This window comes from Pseudomonas sp. c313 (assembly GCF_055407145.1).
Genome location: NZ_JBUZRD010000003.1, coordinates 338,841 through 361,609, shown reverse-complemented (window position 1 = coordinate 361,609; position 22,769 = coordinate 338,841). Strand labels below are relative to the sequence as shown.

Genomic DNA, 22,769 nt, shown 5'->3' with positions numbered 1-22,769 from the left:
CCACAGGTATCAGCGCTCACAAAAAGAGATGTAGGGTCATGCTTGGCAGTTGCTCGCGCAAGGAAATCACTCGTAAGCTGGAAGTCTGTGTTGAAACCGTGAAAGTCCATAAAAGGCATCTGTACAGCAAGCCAGGGATCAAATCCCGGTCCGAGCTGTTATCGATTTTTCTCCAGGCACAGAACGCCTGAAAAACCGTATGCCTGATGAGTCCGAACCAAGGAAAACAGAATGAGCCTGTCGTTGCTAAGCCGTTACGCCTTTTTTGCTGTCTGTGTCATTTTCACCCTCGCCAGCATCCCCTTTATCCAGCACGAATGGTTGTGGCCCATCACCCTGATCACTGGCGTGCTCAGCCTGATTGGCATCTTCGATCTGCTGCAAAGCCCCCACGCGGTGCGCCGCAACTATCCGATCCTGGGCAATATCCGTTACCTGGTGGAAGGCATTCGCCCGGAAATTCGCCAATATCTGCTGGAATCCGACAGCGATGCCCTGCCCTTCTCCCGGGCCCAGCGCTCGCTGGTGTATTCGCGGGCCAAGAATGAAAGCGCCGACAAACCCTTCGGCACGCTGATCGACGTGTACCAGTCCGGTTTCGAATTTATCGGCCACTCCATGCGCCCGGCGCCGTTGAGCGACCCCAGTGCCTTTCGCGTGATAGTCGGCGGCCCGCAATGCAAGCAGCCGTATTCGGCATCGGTGTTCAATATTTCGGCCATGAGTTTCGGCTCCCTGAGCGCCAATGCCATTCGCGCGCTGAACCAGGGCGCCAAGCTGGGCAACTTTGCCCATGACACTGGCGAAGGCAGCATCAGCGCCTATCACCGGGAAAACGGCGGCGACCTGACGTGGGAACTGGGCAGCGGTTACTTCGGTTGCCGCACCAGCGACGGCCGCTTCGACCCGGAACGCTTCGCCGTGCAAGCACAGAGCCCGCAAGTGCGGATGATCGAAATCAAGATGAGCCAGGGCGCCAAGCCTGGTCACGGCGGGATTCTGCCCAAGCACAAGGTCACCCGGGAAATCGCCGAAACCCGCGGCATCATGATGGGCGAGGACTGCATCTCACCGTCGCGCCACAGCGCGTTTTCCACCCCCATTGAGCTGATGCAGTTCATCGCGCAACTGCGTGAACTGTCCGGCGGCAAACCGGTGGGGTTCAAGTTTTGCCTGGGCCACCCATGGGAATTCATGGGCATCGCCAAGGCCATGCTGGAAACCGGCATCCTGCCGGACTTTATCGTGGTCGACGGCAAGGAAGGCGGCACAGGTGCTGCGCCCGTGGAGTTCACCGACCACATTGGCGTGCCGCTGCGCGAAGGCTTGCTGTTTGTACACAACACCCTGGTGGGCCTGAACCTGCGGGACAAGATCAAACTCGGTGCCAGCGGCAAGATCGTCAGCGCCTTCGACATCGCCAGCGTCCTGGCCATCGGCGCCGACTGGGCCAACTCGGCGCGGGGCTTCATGTTCGCCATCGGCTGCATCCAGTCGCAAAGCTGCCACACCAACAAATGCCCCACCGGCGTCGCCACCCAGGACCCACTGCGCCAACGGGCGCTGGTGGTCCCGGACAAGGCCCAGCGGGTGTTCAACTTCCACCGCAACACCCTCAAGGCCCTGGCGGAAATGCTTGCCGCCGCGGGGCTGGATCACCCCTCGCAACTGTCAGCCAAGCATTTGGTGCGGCGCATGTCGGCCACCGAGATCAAGCTGTTCTCACAACTGCACGTGTTCCTCAAACCCGGTGAGTTGCTCACCGGTGAAGTGAACGGCGAGTTTTATTCACGGATGTGGCAGATGGCACGTGCCGACAGCTTCGAACCTCATGAAGTGGCTACCGCTTAAAAATGACCCAGGCGCCGGAAACGGCGCCTCCCAAAGAACTGACCCATGTTGAAAGTGATTGCCGAAGACTTCATCAAACCCGAACACCTCGACACCGTGCGCCCCTGGTACCTGGAGCTAGTGGAAAAAACCCGCCTGGAGCCGCTGTGCATTGCCTACGATCTGTTCGTCGACCAGAAAGATCCGGGGCACTTTATCTTTATCGAGCAATGGCCCGACCAGGCCGCGCTGGACGCCCACTGCCAGACTGAGCATTTCACCCGACTGGTGCCGCAGATCAATGCCTATCAGGCCAAGCCCTGCCGAGTGCTGCTGATGGACGCTTTCTAACAACACCCACTTCCCGCTGAACCCGGTTATTGCACGTCCCGGTTATTCCTAGCGGGCAGCCACAGTACGCTGGTGATCATCGATGTTTAGTCGGAGCAATGAGACATCCCGTAAAACCTAAGCTTTGCAATTGCTTATAAATAGCGCCAACCTGCGCCCGACGTGCGGTGTGAGCGATCGCCGCCGTCCGTTTGTCATTACTAAACCATCTATTCAAGAGCCCGCAGCCATGCTTAACGGACGCGACCCGCGCATCGACTTTTTTCGGGGCCTGGCGTTGATCTTCATTTTCTGGGATCACGTCCCCCACAACCCCCTCGGTCAAATCACCCTGCGTAACTTCGGTTTCAGCGATGCGGCGGAAATCTTCGTGTTCCTCGCCGGCTACGCGGCAGTGCTGGCCTACGGCAAGATCCTTCAGCGCGAAGGCTATTGGATCGCCTGCGTGAAAATTCTTCGGCGCGCCTGGGTGCTGTACGTGGTGCACATCTTCCTGCTGGCGATGCTGATGGGCATCGTGTTCTTTGCCAACAGCCATGTAGAAACCCGCGACCTGGTCCAGGAAATGGGCCTGACCCACTTCATCACCAACCCTCAGCAAGCCCTGACGGATGAGTTGCTGCTGCGTTTCAAACCCAATCTCATGGACCCGTTACCGCTCTATATCGTGCTGCTGGCTGGCCTGCCACTGGTGTTGCCATTGCTGGTGCGCAAGACCTGGGCGGTGGTGGCGGTGTCGCTGGCGGTGTACCTGCTGGCGCCACGGCTTGGCTGGAACCTGGCGGCGATTGCCGACGGCGTGTGGTACTTCAACCCGGTCACCTGGCAGTTGCTGTTTGTGCTCGGCGGCGCTGCGGCGATTCACGGGCAGCGGCCACGCTTGCCGCAAAGCCGCCCACTGTCGCGTCAGCCATTGTTTATCACTGCGGCCAGCTACGTAGTGGTGGCCGGGATCATCACTGTCTCCTGGCGCTGGCCGCACATTCACGACGCACTCATGCCAAGCGTGTTGAGCGACGTGTTGTATCCCATCAGCAAGACCGATCTGTCGCCAGTGCGCCTGCTGCACTTCCTGGCCCTGGCCTACGTCACCGCCAAGCTGCTGCCCGGTCGCGAGTGGACGCAAAACTGGCTGGCGCAACAAACCAGCCGGATGGGACGCTACTCTCTGGAAGTGTTTTGCCTGGGTGTGTTGCTGGCGCCTTTGGCAGATATGGTCAACGCCATGACCGGCGATGCCTTCGCCATGCAGATATTCACCGCGCTGGTAGGTGCCGGTTTGATGGCCGTGCTCGGCGCCTGGTTGGACTTGAACAAGCGTTTGACGCAACCGGCACGGGCCACAACGGCCTGATCATCGCCGTAAAAACAAAAGCCCCGATCATCTGACCGGGGCTTTTTTGTGACTCACGTGTGGGTCAGGACGCTGAACGCACCGCGCCTTGGGTGGCGTTGATCGGTTGCAGCTTGAACGCGTAGAACAGCACCGTCAGCAGCACCAGGAACGCCGGGCCCACATACAGCGCAACACGGGTGTCCGGGAAGTACGCCATCAGGCCCACCACCAATACCAGGAACGCCAGCGCCAGCCAGGAGCTGAACGGGTACAGCCACATGCGGTACTTCAAGGCAGCTCGTTCAGCCGGGCTCAGGCCTTGGCGGAACTTGAGCTGGGCCAGGAGGATCATCGCCCAAGTCCAGATCGCGCCAAAAGTAGCGATGGCGGTGACCCATACGAAGACTTTTTCCGGTACCAGGTAGTTGAGCAGCACGCCCAGCAACAAGGCCGCAATCGACAACAGCAACGCACGGCGCGGTACGCCATTGCTGGAAGTGGTGCCGAACGTTGCCGGAGCCTGGCCGTTCTGCGCCAGGCTGTAGAGCATGCGCCCGGTGCTGAAGATCCCGCCATTGCAGGACGACAGAGCAGCAGTGATCACCACGAAGTTGATGATGCCTGCGGCGGTCTTGATACCCAGGCGCTCGAACGTCATCACGAACGGACTGCCCTGGGTGCCGATTTCATTCCACGGGTAGATCGACAGAATCACGAACAACGCCCCCACGTAGAACAACAGGATGCGCCAGAACACCGAGCCGATGGCATTGGGAATGGTCTTCTGTGGGTTCTTCGCTTCACCGGCGGTCAGGCCGATCATCTCTACGCCCAGATAGGCAAACATCACCATTTGCAGGGACATCAGCACGCCCTGCACACCATTGGGCATGAAGCCGCCGTGGGCCCACAGGTTGGAAATCCCCAGCGCCACGCCATCGTTGCCGAAACCGAAGGCGATCACCCCAATGCCGCCGATGACCATGGCAATGATGGTGACGATCTTGATCAGGGCGAACCAGAATTCGAACTCACCAAAGGCCTTGACCGCGATCAGGTTGATGGTGCCCATACTGATCAGAGCCGCCAGGGCCCAGATCCAGCGCGGCACATCGGGGAACCAGACGCCCATGTACACGGCCACCGCAGTGATCTCCGCGACACAGGTCACCAGCCACAGGAACCAGTAGTTCCAGCCGGTGAGAAAGCCCGCCAGCGGGCCGAGGTAATCCTGGGCATAACGACTGAACGAGCCGGCGACCGGGTTATGCACGGCCATCTCGCCGAGAGCGCGCATGATCACCAGGATGGCCAGGCCACCAATGATGTAAGACAGCATGATCGCCGGGCCGGCCATTTCGATGGCCTTGGCCGATCCGAGAAACAGGCCGACACCGATACAGGCGCCGAGCGCCATCAGGCGAATATGCCGTTCGCCCAATTCGCGTTTAAGCGGGCCGCCCGAAGCGGTCTCGCCGTGGGGCAGGTGATTGCCAGCGGGCATAAGAGTACAACCTCATTTTGTTATTGGATATGAATCACCGAGCGTTCGACGTCACAGCAGGTCGCCATGACGCCTTCCTGCCAGGCTCACCTTTTGGGCGAACTTGCCTGGCCGAGTAAACCGGCCAGCTCAGCGGGCGTGCAGTATAAAAAGCCATGAGCAGGGCTTTTCACTCTATAAATAGTAAAATTCAGCTAGAACTCTCGGCAAAATCCCCTTATGCGAAGGGTCATCGCCTGGAGGATGCAGGAATCACCCTCAATAAACGGCGGCGAGTATTGCACAGCAATGGTGCACCGTCATGCCCCTACCTTCGATGTATTTACCTGAAAGAAGGCTCTAGGACGGACCTTCTGTAGCCAGTCACCGAGTTGTTGTGGCGAGCGGGCTTGCCCGCTCGCCACAAAATCTCACTTACTACACAAATCCTTCCTACATGCCCACCACCGTCTAAGCTTCAGGCAAGTCCGATCAATCTGCGTGAATGGATCAATCGACTATGGGCGCTTTATGGCAAACCGGTTCGACCAAGACTGCGGTGCCAACCGACAGCACGGATGAACAGCCATTGCCACAAAGCCCCCGCAAGTGGCGGCTTGGGTGGCGACTGGTATGGCTGTTGCTGGTGATCGGGTTGATCGCCCTAGGTTTCGCTGCCTCTCGGGAAATGCGTACGTCCAAGTGGCAAGCCCGTGAGTTCAGTCGTGTCGCGGCGAACTTGACGCACGACCTGCAACCCGGCCCCAGCGATGCCATTATCTACCCCGGTGCCGGCCCCTTCGACCAGCGCCTGGGCTACAGCGCGCTAGGTGATTTTTTGCCGCGCCTGCTCAAGCGCGACTATGTGATACAGAGCCAGGCCCGCTTTTCCAAGGCCCTGATGGACTACACCCGTCACGGCCTGTTTGTGCCTTACCCCGAAAAAATCCAGGCCGGCCTGTCGATCACTGATTGCCGCGCCGAACCGCTGTACCGTTTCAGTTATCCCCAACAGTTTTACCCGACCTTCGCGGCCATCCCGCAGGTGGTAGTCAACAGCCTGCTGTTTATCGAAAACCGTGACCTGCTGGACCCCGCCCAGCCCCAGGCCAACCCCGCCGTGGATTGGCCTCGCTTTGCCAGGGCGGCCTGGTCCCAGGTGGCCAAGCTGCTGCATCTGCCGGGCCAGACGGCAGGCGGCAGTACCCTGGCCACACAATTGGAAAAGTACCGCCACTCCCCTGATGGCTTGACCCTGTCCGGTGGCGAGAAAATTCGCCAGATGATTTCCGCCAGCGTGCGCACCTATCAGGACGGCCCGGACACCTTGCAGGCGCGGCAGAACATCGTGCGCGACTACCTCAATAGCGTGCCGCTGTCCGCCGTTCCGGGCCACGGCGAGGTCCATGGCATGGCCGAAGGGCTACGTGTCTGGTACGGCGCCGACTTCAACCAGAGCAATGCCCTCCTGACCAGCACAGACCCAAAAAACCTGACGCAAAAAGCCCTGGCCCTGCGTGAAGTGTTATCGCTGATGATCGCTCAGCGCCGGCCCTCCTACTATTTGTCCAAGGGCCGCGCGGAGCTGGCCGAGCTCACCGACAGCCATATCCGCCTGTTGGCGCAAAACAGCGTGATCGACCCGGCGCTGTCTGCTGCTGCCCTGGCCAGCAAAGTAAGTTACCGCGACTGGCAGCAACAGCCCACGATCCAACCCATCGAAACCAACAAGGGCATCAGCGTCGCCCGCAGCCGCCTGGCCGCGCTGCTCAAGCGGCCTCTGTACGACCTGGACCGCCTTGACCTGTCCGCCACCAGCACCCTGCAAAGTGACCTGCAAACCCAGGCCACCGCCTACCTCAAGCACCTGGCCGACCCAGCCTTCGCTGGCCAACTGGGCCTGCTCGGCCCGCGCCTGCTGACCCCCGCCAGCACCGCCCAGGTACGCTACAGCTTCACCTTGTACGAGATGACAGCCGACGGCGCCCGTGTACGGGTGCAGACCGACAGCACCGACCAGCCCTTTGACATCAACGAAGGCAGCAAGCTGGAGTTGGGCTCCACCGCCAAGCTGCGGGTGCTGACTACCTACCTGCAAATCATCAGCGAACTGCACGACCGCTATGCCGGCCAAACGCCTGCCGCGTTGCAGAAAGTCGAGGTCGGCGACCAGGATCGCCTGTCCCGCTGGGCCCTGGATTACCTGGCGCAAAACACCGATCAAAGCCTGCCGCTAATGCTCGACGCGGCCCTCGACCGGCAATACTCCGCCAGCCCCGGCGAAAGCTTTTTCACCGGTGGCGGCTTGCATCGCTTCCATAACTTTCGCAACGAAGACAACGGCCGTAACCCTACCCTGCGTGAAGCACTGCGCGAATCGATCAACCTGCCCTTCATTCGCCTGATGCGCGACCTGGTGCGCTACAGCACCTACCAGGCACCGGGCAGCAGCGCCCAATTGCTCAAGGACGACAGCGACCCGCGTCGTCAGGAATACCTGGCGAAATTTGCCGACCGCGAAGGCACCTCGTTCCTGCTGCGCTTCTGGAAAAAGTACCGCAACAAGGACACCCAGGCCCGGCTCGACACCTTCCTCGACAGCCTGCACCCCACCGCCATCCGCCTGGCCGCCGTGCACCGCTACCTGCTGCCCCAGGCCAGCCAAAAGAGTTTCAACAGTTTTGTCCGGGCCCATTTGACCAGCACCAAGGCCCCGGAAAAACTCACCGATGAGCGCCTGGAAAAGCTCTATCAAAACTACGGCCCCGGTGCCTACGACCTGCCGGACCAAGGCTACATCGCCAAGGTCCATCCCCTGGACTTGTGGCTGCTCGGCTACTTGTTGAACAACCCCGACGCCACCTTCACCCAGGCCGTCGCCGCCAGCGAGTATGAGCGTCAGGAAGTCTATGGCTGGCTGTTCAAGAGCCGGCACAAAAGCGCCCGGGACAGTCGTATCCGCACCATGCTGGAGATCGAAGCGTTTCTCGATATTCATCAACGCTGGCAGGCCGTCGGCTACCCCTTCGACCACCTGGTGCCGTCCCTCGCCACCGCGATTGGCAGCTCGGGTGATCGCCCGGCCGCCCTGGCGGAACTGGTGGGTGTTATCCTCAACGATGGCGTGCGCGAGCCGACACTGCGCATCGACAGCCTGCATTTTGCTGCAGGCACTCCCTATGAAACGCGCTTGATCAATGACTCCAACCGCAGTAAACGGGTGATGCCCAGCGAAGTCGCCAGCGCCTTGCGCGCAGCGCTATCGCAAGTGGTGGACGCCGGTACCGCAAAACGGGTTTCCGGCAGTTTCAAACTGGCGGATGGCACGCCCCTGACCATGGGCGGTAAAACCGGCACAGGTGACAACCGCATCGAAGCCATCGGTGCCGGTGGACGCATTCTCAGTTCCAAGTCCATCAATCGCACCGCCACCTTCGTGTTCTACATCGGCGAGCAGCACTTCGGCACCCTGACGGCGTTTGTGCCAGGCAGCTCGGCACAAACCTTCACGTTCACCTCGGCACTGCCTGTACAGGTACTCAAGGGCATGGCGCCCCTCCTGATGCCTTACCTGCAACCTGGCGAGCACACCGCGTGTCAGGCGCCTTGAACATAACAAAAGTGAAGGCACTCTCGTCCTGGAACAATAGTTACTCTATTCAATAGTTATTGGCGTTTGCGGACAATCTAATCACCGTACCTGGCTCGACACTGTTGGAAAACCGTTCGTCGGAATGGATCTTGCTCAGCCTATAAGATATATCTTAAGTTATGTCTAACTAATACGCAGAGAGCATGACCATGAGAGACCCTCATTCCCACCGTGAACCCGGTGACGGCCGCGACGGCTTCGAGAAACGCCCCGGCCGCGAACGCGGTGGCCGTGGCCCACGGGTCTTCGCACCGGGGGATTTGAAACTACTGTTGCTAGCGCTGATCGCCGAGCAGCCGTGCCACGGCTACGACCTGATCCGCCAGATTGAAGGTTTGTTCGACGGCGCCTACAGCCCCAGCCCAGGGGTGATCTACCCAACCCTGACGTTCCTGGAAGAAAGCGAATTGATCACCGGCGACGTCGATGGCGGGAAAAAACGCTACACAATCACCGACGCCGGACGTCTTTCTTTAAGTGAACAAGCCGTTGCACTGGACGGCGTACGCATGCGCATCGATGTCAGCAAGCGTTCGCTACGCGGCCATGACCGGCCGCCGGAAATTCACGAGGCGGTACACAACCTGCGCCATGCCCTGCAACTGCATCACGGGCGCTGGAGCGCGCAAGAAATCACCCGCGTCGCGGGCCTGCTCAACGGCACCGCCCACGCCATCGTCGACGGCCCGGCCGTCCAACCTGTACAGGGGGAAAATACATGAGCACGCCCGTCATTCACCGCGTCACCCACGAGATAAAACGCCGTCGCCTGGACGTGCTGCGGGTGGTCGACATCACCCCGCGCATGCGCAGGATTACCCTCGGCGGTGAGCAACTGGCAGGATTTGTCAGCCTGGGCAGTGATGATCACATCAAGCTGCTGTTCCCGCAGACCGCCGCCGAGTACGCGGCGCTGCAAAGCCCGACCTTCAGTATCAAGGGCGACGGGCCACAACCGGCCATGCGCGACTACACCCCGCGACGGTTCGACCTGGCCATTGGCGAACTGGACATCGACTTCGTCTTGCACGGTGATGGCCCCGCATCGACCTGGGCCGAGCAGGCAGCGGTCGGCCAACACCTGTACATCGGCGGGCCCCGAGGCTCGATGATCGTGCCGGACATCTTCGACAGCTACCTGCTGATCGGCGATGAAACCGCACTGCCGGCCATTGCCCGGCGCCTGGAGGAATTACCGGCTGGGCGTAACGTGTTGGCGGTAATTGAAGTGGCCAATGCGGCTGAACGACAAACACTGGAGAGTGCTGCGGATGTGGAGGTGATCTGGGTTCTACGCGGTGTGGACAACTTGCTCGCCACCGTCCAGCAATTGCGCGTACCGGACGGATCGTTGTATGCCTGGGTGGCGACCGAAACCAAGCTGTCGCGGCAAGTTCGCCGGGTGCTGCTCGATGAGCACAAGCTCGATGACTCGTTCGTCAAGGCCGTCGGGTACTGGCGTGCCGACAGCAGCCAAGACGGATAAAGCGTAACCCGGACTCAACCACAATGAAGATCAAATAGAGGTGGCAACTGGCAAACCTGCCACATTAGCCCTGCGGTGATTTGACGACCCTGTCCAGCCCGACTATCGCCAAGGCAATCATCACAAACCCCAGCAATATCGCCCCGGCATTCACAACCACCTGTGGATAACCCAGGGTATCCACATCAATGAACGGGTACTGATACTGCCCCAGCAAATGCCCGCGCAGTAGCGCGTAAGCAAAGTACACCAGGGGGTAGATCACCCACAGGCCAATGTGTTTGAGGCGCAACGTGCCCTTGGGCACGCCGAACCACCAATAGCCAAGAAACAGTAGGGGCATTACGTCGTGCAGCAACTCGTCGGCGATGAACTGAAAACCCTGCGGGTGCCACAAGTGTCGCAGCAACAGGTTGTAGGCCAAACCCACCACAACGATGCTCACTGCTATCGCGCTGCTCACCACAGGCTGCAGGAAAAACCGTCGACCGGCTGAAGGATGATTCACCCGTGCATAACTCAAGACCACCACCGCCAGGATGTTGGTCAGCACAGTGAAGAAGCTGAAGAAGTTGACCAGGCCGCCCAGCAAGCTGGCGTCTGAAGTCCAACGGGAATAAAAAATCAGGTACTGCTGAATCACCAGGCCCGTCCAGCCGGTGAGTGCCGCCACTGTCACATAGCCAGACAACCTGCCACTCATGCTATCAATCCTGCGGACGTTTGGTGCGCATCAGCTTGACGTACAGCCCTTCGACCTTCTCCCGCGCCCATGGCGTCTTGCGCAAAAACGATAGGCTCGACTTGATGCTCGGGTCGCTGGAAAAACAGCGGATGTTGATGCGCTCGGCCAGCCCTTCCCATTGATAGTGAGTCACCAGTGCGGTGAGAACCTGTTCCAGGGTGACGCCGTGCAGGGGGTCGTTATTTTGCGCAGTCATGCCGGGCCTTTGCCAAGAATTCAAGAATGAAGCCGCGCACCTTAGCCGAGGGGCGATGCCGGTGGAAGCGATGCCTTCACTATAGCCCTTGAAAAAAGTTCCCCATCCCAGAGAAAAAAGTAATGTTATATTGTAACTACAATTATCAAGATTACCGTCTTCAGCCTTCTCTTTTCGACTCAGGGCGTGCGTATGTGCGCCGCTTGCCAAGGAATAACCGATGTCTCGCTCATCTCCCCGTCCATTGCTGTGGCGCCTTACCCCCGTAGCTGCCGCGCTGTTGATCAGCAGCGAAGCCCACGCCTTGGAGCTGCAACCTCAAGTCATCACCGGCAACCCGCTGGGCAGCGAACAACTCGCCTCGCCCACCACCGTGCTGGAAGGCGACGACCTGGCCCTGCAACAAAAAGGCAGCCTCGGTGAAACCCTGAACAAGCAGCCCGGCGTGTCGTCGTCCTACTTCGGCCCGGGCGCCAGCCGTCCGATCATTCGGGGCCAGGACGGTGACCGCATTCGCATCCTGCGCAACGGCGTTGGCGCGCTGGATGCCTCGTCGCTGTCCTATGACCACGCTGTACCGCTGGACCCGGTCAACGTCGAGCGCATCGAAATTGTCCGTGGCCCGGCCGCCCTGCTCTACGGTGGCAGTGCCATCGGTGGCGTGGTCAACACCTTCGACAACCGCATCCCCACCGAAGCCATCGAAGGCATCCACGGCGCCGGTGAATTGCGCTACGGCGGCGCCGACACCACCCGCAGCAGCGCCGGCAAGCTGGAAGCCGGCAACGGCAGCTTCGCCTTGCACCTGGACGCCAACTCCCGGCAATTCAACGACCTGAAAATCCCAGGCTACGCTCGCAGCCGCCACGCAGCGCCAAGTAATGATGGTGATGGCAAGCGCGGCCGGCTGGGCAACAGCGACGGGCGTCAGGACGGCGGTGCGCTCGGCGGTTCCTACACGTGGGACGATGGTTACGCTGGGCTTTCCTACAGCAACTACGACAGCAACTACGGCTCGCCCGCCGAACAAGACGTGCGCATCCGCATGAAGCAGGATCACTACGCCTTCGCGTCCGAGATCCGTAACCTGCAAGGCCCCTTCACCTCGGTGAAACTCGATGCCGGTTACACCGACTACGAACATCGGGAAATCGAAGGCGGCGAAACCGGCACCACCTTCAAGAACAAGGGTTATGAGGCGCGGATCGAGGCGCGGCACCTGCCCATCGGACCGTTCAACGGGGTGATTGGCGCCCAGGTCACTCGCAATGAGTTTTCCGCGCTGGGCGAAGAAGCCTTCGTACCGCAAACCGACACCAATGCCGGCGCGCTGTTTATCCTCGAAGAAATGCAGGCCACCGAACGTCTGAAACTGAGCCTGGGTGGGCGGCTGGAACACACCACGGTCGACCCGGACGGCAAAGGCAACGAGCGCTTCGCCAATGCCGACAGTTCCAACAGTTTCACCGCCGGCAGCCTGTCGTCCGGCGCGGTGTATACCCTAACGCCGATCTGGTCCCTGGCCGCCACCCTGAGCTACACCGAACGCGCCCCGACCTTCTACGAGCTGTATGCCAACGGTGCCCACGTCGCCACCGGCACGTATGAAGTGGGCGACGCCAACCTGTCGAAAGAAAAAGCCGTCTCCAGCGACCTGGCCCTGCGCTTTGACAACGGCCCCCACAAGGGCAGCTTCGGGGTGTTCTATAGCCGCTTCTCCAACTACATCGGCTTGCTGGGCAGTGGGCGGACCTTGAACGACGAAGGCGAGGAAGACGCTGGCGGCATCCCTGAGTACAAATACTCCGGCGTGCGCGCCCGTTTCGCCGGTTTTGAAGCCCAGGATCACTGGAAGCTGGGCGAAGGTGCCTACGGCAAGTTCGCCCTGGAACTGTCGGGTGACTACACCCGCGCCACCAACCTCGATACCGGCGAAGCCTTGCCGCGCATTGCTCCATTGCGCTTGAACAGCGGCCTGCTATGGGAACTGGACCGCTGGCAGGCACGGATCGACATCGAACACGCCGCAGGCCAAGGCCGGGTGCCCGACAACGAAAGCGGCACCGACGGCTACACCACCCTGGGTGCCAGCGCCGGCTATCGCTTCAATGTCGGTGGTAGCCAGTGGCTGGCCTTCGTCAACGGCGAAAACCTGACCAACCAGACCGTGCGTTATGCCAGCTCAATCCTGCGCGATATTGCGCCAGCGCCAGGACGTAGTGTCGAGTTCGGTGTGCGGACTACCTTCTAAATCCATTGTGGCGAGCGGGCTTGCCCGCTCGCCACAAAGTCAACCTTTCACCTCACTGTTACCAAATCCGAAACGATCCATCTTGCGAATGCCCCTTTCTCTCCCAGAGCAGGCGCTTTATCCTTGCCGGCAACAAACTGAAACGTTTCATCACCCTTCTCCACCTTTCTGAACGCGGTTTATCCCTTTCGATGTCGCCCCTGAGCGATGTATCCAGCCCCTGGACAGCGCTGTCTTTCAAAGACAGAGCGCCATCGAATAACCCGCGAGCAGTGTTTTGCGCGCTTTTTCGAGAAAAAAACCGAACAGAGCTTTTAAAGCTGAACCAAGCCCGTGCTGAATCGTCATCTACAGTGAACATGCACGAGACTACAAAACTTGAAACATTTGAATGTCACGGAGAACAAATATATGAGCGCTGATGGTGCTTCGAGTCCAAGCCGCCTGCTACCCAGGCTGCTGGGGATCTTGCTGCTGATAATGGGCCTGGCCATGCTGGCCGGGGGTATCAAGCTGAGTCTGCTCGGCGGGTCGCTGTACTACCTGCTGGCCGGTATCGGCCTCACCCTGACCGGCATCCTGCTGCTGGCCACCCGTCGCGCCGCTCTGGGCCTGTACGCACTGGTGCTGTTTGCCAGCACCGTCTGGGCGCTATGGGAAGTCGGCCTGGACTGGTGGCAATTGGTGCCGCGCCTGGCCCTGTTGTTTGCACTGGGCATCGTCATGCTGCTGCCGTGGTTCCGTCGCCCATTGCTGCGTGGCCAAACGGCCCCGCTGGGCACCGGCGCGCTGAGCGTGGCCGTGGTGTTGGCCGCCGCCGCCGCCTTGGCCAGCCAATTCACCAACCCTGGTGAAATCAAAGGCCAACTGGACCGTGATGCGGTACCGGGCATGGCCAACGCCGCGCCGACCCAACCCGATGGCGACTGGAACTCCTACGGCCGCTCGGCCTTCGGTGACCGTTACTCGCCGCTGGCGCAGATCACTCCGCAAAACGCTCACAAGCTGGTACCAGCCTGGACCTATCGCACCGGCGATCTTCCTGGCCCTGGTGATCCCGGTGAAACCACCGCGGAAAACACCCCGCTGAAAGTCAACGGCATGCTCTACGTGTGCACGCCCCACAGCCAGGTGATTGCCCTTGATCCAGACACCGGCAAGGAAATCTGGCGTTTCGATCCGAAGCTCTCGACGCAAAAAGCCGAGAACTTCAAGGGTTGGGCGCACATGACCTGCCGTGGCGTGTCGTATCACGATGACGCCGCCTACGCCGCCACCGAGCAAAGCCCGGCTACCGACGCTGCTGCGCCGACCGCCAACGCTTGCCCGCGCCGCATCTTCCTGCCGACCGCCGACACCCGCCTGATCGCCCTGAACGCCGACACCGGCAAGATGTGCGAAGACTTCGGCGACAAGGGCCAGGTCGACCTGGGCGCCAACATCGGCACCTTCGCACCCGGTGGTTACTACTCCACCTCGCCACCTGCGGTCACCAAAAACCTGGTGGTGATTGGCGGTCACGTCACCGACAACGTTTCCATCGACGAGCCAAGCGGCGTGATCCGCGCGTTCGACGTACACACCGGCAAGCTGGTGTGGAACTGGGACAGCGGCAACCCGGACGACACCACGCCGATTGCCGAAGGCAAAACCTACACCCGCAACTCGCCCAACATGTGGTCGATGTTCGCAGTCGATGAAAAGCTCGGCATGCTCTACCTGCCAATGGGCAACCAGACCCCGGATCAGTTCGGTGGCTATCGCACTCCAGCCTCGGAACTGCATGCCGCTGGCCTCACCGCCCTGGACATCGACACCGGCCACGTGCGCTGGCACTACCAGTTCACGCACCATGACCTGTGGGACATGGACGTGGGCGGCCAGCCAAGCCTGATCGACATCAAGACCGCAGCGGGCGTGAAACAAGCCGTCATGACCTCGACCAAGCAAGGCAGCATCTACGTGCTGGACCGTGCGACCGGCGAGCCAGTGGTGCCGATCAATGAAATCCCTGTGCCACAAGGCGCGGTGGCTGGCGATCACACCTCACCGACCCAACCCAAGTCGGACCTGAACTTCATGCCACCGCCCCTCAAGGAACGTGACATGTGGGGCGTGACCCCGTTCGACCAAATGCTCTGCCGGATCGACTTCAAGTCCCTGCGCTACGATGGCCCGTTTACTCCGCCGTCGCTGCAAGGCTCGATCGTTTATCCAGGCAACTTTGGCGTGTTCGACTGGGGCGGCATCTCGGTTGACCCCGTGCGTCAGATCGCCTTCGTCAACCCAAGCTACATGGCGTTCAAGTCGACCATGATCCCGGCGGAAAAAATCGCCGCCCAGGGTCCACGGATCAGCGAAACCGAAGGCGTACAGCCAAACAAAGGCACTCCGTATGGTGTAGTTCTGGAAGCGATGCTGTCGCCGATGGGCCTGCCGTGCCAAGCGCCGGCCTGGGGTTATGTGGCGGCGGTCGACCTGACCACTCACAAAACCATCTGGATGCACAAGAACGGCACCGTGCGTGACAGCTCGCCGGTTCCGATCCCGTTGACCATGGGCGTGCCAAGCCTGGGCGGGCCTTTCACCACTGCCGGTGGCGTAGCCTTCCTCAGCGGTACCCTCGACCAGTACCTGCGTGCCTATGACGTGAAGAACGGCAAGCAGTTGTGGGAAGGTCGCCTGCCAGCAGGCGCCCAAACCACACCGATGACCTACACCGGCAAGGACGGCAAGCAATACGTGCTGGTCATGGCCGGCGGTCACGGTTCCCTGGGCACCAAGCAGGGTGACTATGTGATGGCGTTTAAACTGCCGGATTAAGCGTGACAGGCGGTAAAACAAAGGTGGCTACCTCAGGGTAGCCGCCTTTTTTTGTGCTTGCCCTACCCCCTAGGTCGATTGTGTGCCGTTACACCTGCATGTGCTCGCGGCGCATCCACATCTCAAACGCCATGGCATTCAACGGGCGGCTGATCAAGTAGCCCTGGGCGGTGTCGCACTTCCATTGCCTGAGCAGTTTCAGGCTGGGCTCGAACTCCACCCCTTCGGCCACCACCTTGAGCCCCAGGTTATGGCTCATCTCGATGGTCGAGCGCACGATTACCCCATCACCGCTGGTGCTGTCCAGGTTACGCACGAAGGACTGGTCGATTTTCAGTTCCTGCACCGGCAAGCGTTGCAGTTGAGCCAGGGACGAGTAGCCGGTGCCGAAGTCGTCCACCGACAGGCTGATACCACAACCACGCAGTTGCTCCAGAACCCGCAGCGCCTGCTCCGGGTTGTGCATGATCGCGCTTTCGGTAATTTCGAAAATCAGTTGCTCGGCCAATACCGAGTACTGCCCCAGCAAATCGGTGACGCGCAGCGCCAGGCCGTCATCCGCCAGGTCATCCACCGAGATATTCACCGACAACTGCACCTGCAGGCCCCGATGGTCCCACTCGGCCAGTTGGCGAATGGCCTCTTCGATCACCCAGTGGGTCAGGCTGGACATGCTGCCGGTGCGCTCAGCGAGGGGAATGAACTCAGCGGGCGAGACCAGGCCCAGGGTCGGGTGCTGCCAGCGCAATAACGCTTCGGCCTGGCGCACATGGCCGTGGTTCAAGTCGAGCTTGGGCTGATAACACAGGAACAGTTCGCGCTCGACCACCGCCCGGCGCAGGTCGCGGATCAGGCTGATCTGGCGCTGATGGGCCAAGTCGCGGTCCTGTTGGTAGATCTGCAAGTGGCCAGGCAATGCCGCCGCATCGTGGCGAGCAATGGCCGCGCGGCTGATTAGTTCCTCGACCTGCTGGCCATCAGCAGGATAAGCGGCGATGCCGATACTCACTTCATGCCTGAGCTCATCGTCACCAATGCGCTGCGGCTCCGTCAACAGTCCGTACAACCGGTCGGCCCGAGCCACGGCGCGGTCGATCTCGGTGTTTTCCAGCAACAGCAAGAATTCGCTGCTGGTGATCCGCGCCGCCGTATCGCTGGCCGACAGGCTCGACAGCAGGCAGCGGCTGGCTTCGCGCATCATTTCTTCGACACCCTGTGGGCCAAATCCCTCGTTGATCACCCGATAGTTTTCAATGCCCAGGTACAGCAACACCACCGGCCGCCGGGCGCTGATGGCGCTGCCCAGGCGCTCCATGGCCAGCGCGCGGTTGGGCAGGCCGGTCAGCGGGTCGTGCAAGGCGTTGTGGGCCAACTGTCGTTCGCGCACGGCGATGCCACTTTGCATGGCGTTGAAGGCCCGGGCCAGCAGGCCAAACTCATCGTTACTGCGCACTGCCACTGGCGAATGATAGTCGCCAGCGCCGATGCGTTCGGCAGCTTGTACCAGCACATTGAGCGGGCGCGACACCCGCCGTGCCATGAACAGCGCCCACGCCAGTGACACCAGCAACGCCGCCAGCGCGATGCCGAGAAATTGCCGATCAAGGGGTGCGAAGGATTGCAACGCGTGGTCCAGGGGGCTTTGCAGCAGCACCATCACCTGCCCGCCGTCACCGGTATTGGCCAATGACAAGGTTTGGCTGAGAAAGCGCTGGCCGTGAAACAGGCTCATCTGCGCCATCGGGTTGATCCGTGAACCTTGCAGCGTGCTGATGATCCTTGCCCGGTCGGCCGCTGGCTGAGTACTGAACAGCCTACCGGGCTGGTCGTTCTGCATGGCCATGAACGACACTTCCAGATTGCTCATGGAGCGCAGTTCACTGGCAAAAATCTCGTCCATGGCAAAGCCCATGACTACGCGGGCGATGGGCAGTGAATCGACGACTTCTTCCTGGACCAGCAGATAAGGTTGATCGGCCAGGGCAACGATCAACATTTGCAGGGAGCTGCGCCGCGCCCGGCGCAACGCATCGGTAAAGGGAAAGGCCTGCCCCTGGGGAACGCCTTGCAGGGTACTGACGATGACTTGCCCATCGAGCCCAAGCACAAACACCTCGCTGGCGTGGATGCCGGGGCCATGGCGCTGCAGTGCAGCAACGATGTCAGCCGTACGGCCCTCGGCGACAGCCTGGCGAAATTGCGCATCTACCGTGAGCCAGTCCAGGCCGTATTGAAGACGGCGCCCGCGCAGGTCCAGCAGGCGTTCGAACACTCGGCTGCCGGTTTCCAGTTGCACCTGAGCCTGGTTTTCCAGGGCGCTAGTGGTGGCCGCCTTCACCGCGAAATACACCGCACCCACCACCACCAACAGCAGCAAGGCCAACACCGCGGCAAGTCGTGTCTGAAACGAGTGGCGCCACCTCATCCGCTTCTCCTCTGGCAGCGCCTGTCCCCTCCAGCCGAAACGTCCCTTCGTCATACGCGTCCCTCGCGAATTCAGACCTGCCGCCAAGTAAATGTCTTTTCATTAAGAACATTGGGTCGGTCCAGATTAGCTGTCAGCGAGCAGAAGTAAACCTAATAAACACGGGAGTTTTACTGTCATTAATTTGGCGACAGATCGCTGTCTGCTTACATCCACACCCGCATGAAATCGCCCCAGCACCGCACCAGGTAGTTGTGTTCATCCATCACCGAGTTCCACACCGCGATATGCCCCATGCGCTGTTCGTAGGAACCTCCGTCACGCACATCACCGACGTCGATCAGCGGCAAACCATCGCTGCCCAGTAGCCCCATTCAGCGCTGCTCAATTCATGCAATTTGTTGCTAACAACGCCCCACCATTGAAACCACTGCTGACCTGCCCCATCTAACCTGCATACTTCCCCATGCAGGTGCCCCATGAGCGACCAGCAAGAATTCCCTGATATCGACCTCAACGACTACGCCGATCCGGAAAACGCCGAACACGCCTCCACCAACACCGGCCTGGCCCTGCCGGGGCAAAACCTGCCGGACAAGGTCTACATCATCCCGATCCACAATCGGCCCTTCTTCCCGGCGCAAGTGCTGCCAGTGATCGTCAATGAAGAGCCATGGGCCGAAACCCTGGAGCTGGTGAGCAAATCCGATCACCATTCCCTTGCCCTGTTTTTCATGGACACGCCCCCTGACGATCCGCGGCACTTCGACACCTCCAGCCTGCCGCTGTACGGCACTCTGGTGAAGGTCCACCACGCCAGCCGCGAAAACGGCAAGCTGCAATTCGTCGCCCAGGGCCTGACCCGCGTGAGGATTCGCACCTGGCTCAAGCACCACCGCCCACCGTACCTGGTGGAAGTCGAATACCCGCACCAGCCGAGCGAGCCGACCGACGAGGTCAAGGCCTATGGCATGGCGCTGATCAACGCGATCAAGGAACTGCTGCCACTCAACCCGCTGTACAGCGAAGAGTTGAAGAACTACCTCAACCGCTTCAGCCCCAACGATCCGTCGCCGCTGACCGATTTCGCCGCCGCGTTGACCTCGGCCACCGGTAACGAATTGCAGGAAGTGCTGGACTGCGTGCCCATGCTCAAGCGCATGGAAAAAGTCTTGCCAATGCTGCGCAAGGAAGTCGAAGTCGCGCGCCTGCAAAAAGAAATCTCCGCCGAAGTGAATCGCAAGATCGGCGAGCACCAGCGCGAGTTCTTCCTCAAAGAACAGCTCAAGGTCATCCAGCAGGAGCTTGGTCTTACAAAGGATGATCGCAGTGCCGATGTCGAGCAGTTCCAGCAGCGCCTGGAAGGCAAGGTGTTGCCGGCCCAGGCGCAAAAGCGCATCGATGAAGAACTGAACAAATTGTCGATCCTGGAAACCGGCTCGCCGGAGTACGCGGTCACCCGCAACTACCTGGACTGGGCCACCTCGGTGCCGTGGGGCGTGTATGGCAAGGACAAACTCGACCTCAAGCACGCTCGCAAGGTGTTGGATAAACACCACGCTGGCCTGGGCGACATCAAGAGCCGCATCCTCGAGTTTCTTGCCGTCGGCGCCTATAAAGGCGAAGTCGCCGGCTCCATCGTATTGCTGGTTGGGCCGCCGGGCGTGGGCAAGACCAGCGTCGGCAAGTCCATCGCCGAATCACTGGGTCGGCCGTTCTACCGTTTCAGCGTCGGCGGCATGCGTGACGAGGCCGAGATCAAGGGCCATCGCCGCACCTACATCGGCGCCATGCCCGGCAAGCTGGTGCAGGCGCTTAAAGATGTGGAAGTGATGAACCCGGTGATCATGCTCGACGAGATCGACAAGATGGGCCAGAGCTACCAGGGCGACCCGGCCTCGGCCCTGCTGGAAACCCTCGACCCGGAACAGAACGTGGAATTTCTCGACCACTACCTGGACCTGCGCCTGGACCTGTCGAAAGTGCTGTTCGTCTGCACCGCCAACACCCTGGACTCAATCCCTGGCCCGTTGCTGGACCGGATGGAAGTGATTCGCCTGTCGGGCTATATCACCGAAGAAAAAATCGCCATCGCCAAGCGTCACCTGTGGCCCAAGCAGCTGGAAAAAGCCGGTGTGGCGAAGACCAGCCTGTCTATCAGCGACGGCGCCCTGCGTGCAGTGATCGACGGCTATGCCCGGGAAGCCGGAGTGCGCCAGTTGGAAAAACAGCTGGGCAAACTGGTGCGCAAGGCGGTGGTCAAGCTGCTGGATGAGCCCACGTTGGTGATCAAGCTCGGCAACAAGGATCTGGAAACCTCGCTGGGCATGCCGGTGTTCCGCAACGAACAAGTGCTGTCGGGCACCGGTGTGATCACCGGCCTGGCCTGGACCAGCATGGGCGGCGCCACCTTGCCGATCGAGGCGACGCGCATTCATACCCTCAATCGCGGTTTCAAACTCACCGGGCAACTGGGTGACGTAATGAAGGAATCCGCCGAGATCGCCTACAGCTACATCAGCGCCAACCTCAAGTCGTTTGGTGGTGATCCGAAGTTCTTTGACGAGGCTTTCGTCCATCTTCACGTACCGGAAGGCGCCACGCCGAAAGACGGCCCGAGCGCCGGAGTGACCATGGCCAGTGCGCTGCTGTCCCTCGCCCGCAACCAGCCGCCGAAAAAAGGCGTTGCCATGACTGGCGAGTTGACGCTCACCGGGCATGTGCTGCCAATTGGTGGGGTTCGGGAAAAGGTGATTGCGGCGCGCCGCCAGAAGATTCATGAGCTGATCTTGCCGGAGCCCAATCGCGGCAGTTTTGAAGAGTTGCCGGAGTACCTGAAGGAAGGCATGACGGTGCACTTTGCCAAGCGGTTTGCGGATGTGGCGAAGGTGTTGTTCTAAGCAACCGGTAGCAGCTGTCGAGCCCCAGCGAGGCTGCGTTGGCACCACCGACTCCGAGCCAGGCACGACACCGCGTCGCGCCTGACGCAGCCTCGCTGGGGCTCGACAGCTGCTACAGGAAAACGGCCTGTCGATCCTCCCTCTTGTCACACCTTGTCTCATCTTCGGTTATGCTCGCCCTTCGTCGTGAATGAATGGAGCCCCCATGACCGCTGCCCGTCTGCTGCTTCCCCTGAGCCTCGCCTTGCTCGCCGCGTGCGCCAGTGCACCGAAGCAAAACGTCACCCTGGAAAAACAAAGCGCCTGCCCACTCCAACTCAAAACCGGGCAAACCCTGATTCTCACCTTACCCAGCAACCCCTCCACTGGTTACCGCTGGGCCATCCAGGATTCGGCTGGCGGCGTGCTGCGCAGCCTCAGTCCCGAGGTCTACAGCAACTCCGAAAACGCCGGAGTGGTGGGCGCAGCCGGGCAATCCACCTGGCGCTTCCAGGCCGTTGCCGCAGGCGAAGGCCGCTTACGCCTGACCTCCCAGCAACCCTGGGCCCCGGAAGTAAACCCGGTGGACACCTTCGACTGCGCCATTACGGTGAACTGATATGCCTTGGCTGATTCTCGCGTTGATGGGTGCTGTCACTTTCATGTACGGCCTGAGCACCCACGCCACCCTGCTCTGTCTGTTGGTCAAACCCTTGCCGGTGCTGGCGCTGCTGGGCTGGCTGCATGACGCGCCGCCCAGCGACTATCGACGCTGGATCAGTCTGGGCCTGATTTTTTCCCTGGTGGGTGATGTGCTGCTGGCGTGGCCCGGCGACCTGTTCATCTTTGGCCTCGGGGCCTTCCTGTTCGCCCACCTGGCGTATTTGAAAGCCTACTTGAGCGATTGCCGCCGCCCGGCGCTGTTGCCGTTGGTGTTGGCGCTGGTAGTGGGCGCGATACTGCTGAGTATCCTGATTTCCCATGGCCTGGGCCCGTTGCTGGTGCCGGTGGTGATTTACGCCTTGGTAATCAGCGCCATGCTCTGGCGGGCGCTGGCACGCTTGGGCAGCGACGTGCCCAAGCGCTCGGCGCAACTGGCGGCGGTGGGCGCGGCGGCGTTTGTGTTTTCTGACACGCTGATCGGGATCAATCGCTTTGTGGTGACGTTTGAAGCCGCGCCGTATTTGCTGATCATCAGCTACTGGCTGGGGCAGTGGGGAATCACAGCCTCCGCCTTTCATCAGAAACAACCCGCCCCCCTGTAGGAGCGAGCTTGCTCGCGAAGAACGCAGCAGCACCGCGTTAATCCAGA

At 60.6% G+C, this 22,769-nt stretch carries 15 protein-coding genes and 2 pseudogenes; 12 read left to right on the top strand and 5 right to left on the bottom strand.

Going from position 1 to position 22,769, the window contains the following annotated elements; all coding sequences use genetic code 11:
- Positions 1 to 32 precede the first annotated feature (32 nt).
- The 4 genes and pseudogenes from ACZRKZ_RS11145 to ACZRKZ_RS11130 form a co-directional block, all read left to right on the top strand.
- Positions 33 to 191 (top strand): annotated as a pseudogene (locus ACZRKZ_RS11145) (LuxR C-terminal-related transcriptional regulator); the annotation flags it as partial.
- A 40-nt stretch (positions 192 to 231) separates the two neighbouring features.
- On the top strand, positions 232 to 1,851 hold the full coding sequence (locus ACZRKZ_RS11140) for an FMN-binding glutamate synthase family protein (protein WP_463981618.1): 1,620 nt from the start codon (positions 232 to 234) through the stop codon (positions 1,849 to 1,851).
- Positions 1,852 to 1,896: 45 nt separating this feature from the next.
- On the top strand, positions 1,897 to 2,181 hold the full coding sequence (locus ACZRKZ_RS11135; protein WP_133099731.1) for an antibiotic biosynthesis monooxygenase: 285 nt from the start codon (positions 1,897 to 1,899) through the stop codon (positions 2,179 to 2,181).
- A gap of 229 nt (positions 2,182 to 2,410) precedes the next feature.
- Positions 2,411 to 3,535, top strand: coding sequence for an OpgC family protein (locus ACZRKZ_RS11130; protein ID WP_463981617.1), 1,125 nt, complete (start codon positions 2,411 to 2,413; stop codon positions 3,533 to 3,535).
- Positions 3,536 to 3,599: 64 nt separating this feature from the next.
- Here the strand turns inward: ACZRKZ_RS11130 and ACZRKZ_RS11125 are convergent, their stop codons facing one another.
- Positions 3,600 to 5,021, bottom strand: a complete 1,422-nt coding sequence (locus tag ACZRKZ_RS11125) for an amino acid permease (RefSeq protein WP_463967073.1) — start codon at positions 5,019 to 5,021, stop codon at positions 3,600 to 3,602.
- Positions 5,022 to 5,520: 499 nt separating this feature from the next.
- Between ACZRKZ_RS11125 and ACZRKZ_RS11120 the strand changes: the two genes are divergently transcribed.
- From ACZRKZ_RS11120 to ACZRKZ_RS11110, 3 genes are all read left to right on the top strand, one after another.
- Complete coding sequence (locus tag ACZRKZ_RS11120; protein ID WP_463981616.1) at positions 5,521 to 8,610, top strand: transglycosylase domain-containing protein; 3,090 nt, start codon at positions 5,521 to 5,523, stop codon at positions 8,608 to 8,610.
- A 191-nt stretch (positions 8,611 to 8,801) separates the two neighbouring features.
- A complete protein-coding gene (locus ACZRKZ_RS11115; RefSeq protein WP_463967075.1) occupies positions 8,802 to 9,374 on the top strand; it encodes a PadR family transcriptional regulator in 573 nt (190 codons plus the stop codon).
- The gene (locus tag ACZRKZ_RS11110) at positions 9,371 to 10,138 is read left to right on the top strand and encodes a siderophore-interacting protein (protein ID WP_463981615.1); all 768 of its coding nucleotides are present in this window, start codon (positions 9,371 to 9,373) and stop codon (positions 10,136 to 10,138) included. Before ACZRKZ_RS11115 ends, ACZRKZ_RS11110 begins: the two co-directional genes overlap by 4 nt.
- Positions 10,139 to 10,202: 64 nt before the next feature.
- Here ACZRKZ_RS11110 and ACZRKZ_RS11105 read toward each other — a convergent pair whose 3' ends face one another.
- Both ACZRKZ_RS11105 and ACZRKZ_RS11100 read right to left on the bottom strand, forming a co-directional pair.
- Entirely contained in the window at positions 10,203 to 10,841 is a 639-nt protein-coding gene (locus ACZRKZ_RS11105; RefSeq protein ID WP_463981614.1) for a Pr6Pr family membrane protein, read from the bottom strand.
- Between the two features lie 4 nt (positions 10,842 to 10,845).
- Positions 10,846 to 11,079 (bottom strand): VF530 family protein, encoded by a 234-nt coding sequence (locus ACZRKZ_RS11100; RefSeq protein ID WP_149411012.1) that lies wholly within the window; start codon positions 11,077 to 11,079, stop codon positions 10,846 to 10,848.
- Between the two features lie 220 nt (positions 11,080 to 11,299).
- Here ACZRKZ_RS11100 and ACZRKZ_RS11095 point away from each other — a divergent pair, with 220 nt between their 5' ends.
- Positions 11,300 to 13,330 (top strand): TonB-dependent receptor, encoded by a 2,031-nt coding sequence (locus tag ACZRKZ_RS11095; RefSeq protein WP_463981613.1) that lies wholly within the window; start codon positions 11,300 to 11,302, stop codon positions 13,328 to 13,330.
- Positions 13,331 to 13,741: 411 nt separating this feature from the next.
- Positions 13,742 to 16,153, top strand: a complete 2,412-nt coding sequence (locus ACZRKZ_RS11090; protein ID WP_463981612.1) for a glucose/quinate/shikimate family membrane-bound PQQ-dependent dehydrogenase — start codon at positions 13,742 to 13,744, stop codon at positions 16,151 to 16,153.
- 88 nt (positions 16,154 to 16,241) lie between these two features.
- Here the strand turns inward: ACZRKZ_RS11090 and ACZRKZ_RS11085 are convergent, their stop codons facing one another.
- Positions 16,242 to 18,578: a putative bifunctional diguanylate cyclase/phosphodiesterase gene (locus ACZRKZ_RS11085; RefSeq protein WP_463981611.1), complete on the bottom strand. Its 2,337-nt coding sequence runs from the start codon at positions 18,576 to 18,578 to the stop codon at positions 16,242 to 16,244.
- Positions 18,579 to 18,784: 206 nt separating this feature from the next.
- Positions 18,785 to 18,946, bottom strand: a pseudogene (locus tag ACZRKZ_RS11080) (signal peptide prediction); the annotation flags it as partial.
- A gap of 111 nt (positions 18,947 to 19,057) precedes the next feature.
- Between ACZRKZ_RS11080 and lon the strand changes: the two are divergent.
- The 3 genes from lon to ACZRKZ_RS11065 all read left to right on the top strand — a co-directional run bounded on the left by lon (position 19,058) and on the right by ACZRKZ_RS11065 (position 22,722).
- Positions 19,058 to 21,478, top strand: a complete 2,421-nt coding sequence (lon, locus tag ACZRKZ_RS11075) for an endopeptidase La (RefSeq protein WP_463981610.1) — start codon at positions 19,058 to 19,060, stop codon at positions 21,476 to 21,478.
- A 205-nt stretch (positions 21,479 to 21,683) separates the two neighbouring features.
- Complete coding sequence (locus ACZRKZ_RS11070) at positions 21,684 to 22,076, top strand: protease inhibitor I42 family protein (protein WP_463967082.1); 393 nt, start codon at positions 21,684 to 21,686, stop codon at positions 22,074 to 22,076.
- Between the two features lies 1 nt (position 22,077).
- On the top strand, positions 22,078 to 22,722 hold the full coding sequence (locus ACZRKZ_RS11065; protein WP_463981609.1) for a lysoplasmalogenase: 645 nt from the start codon (positions 22,078 to 22,080) through the stop codon (positions 22,720 to 22,722).
- Positions 22,723 to 22,769: the final 47 nt, after the last annotated feature.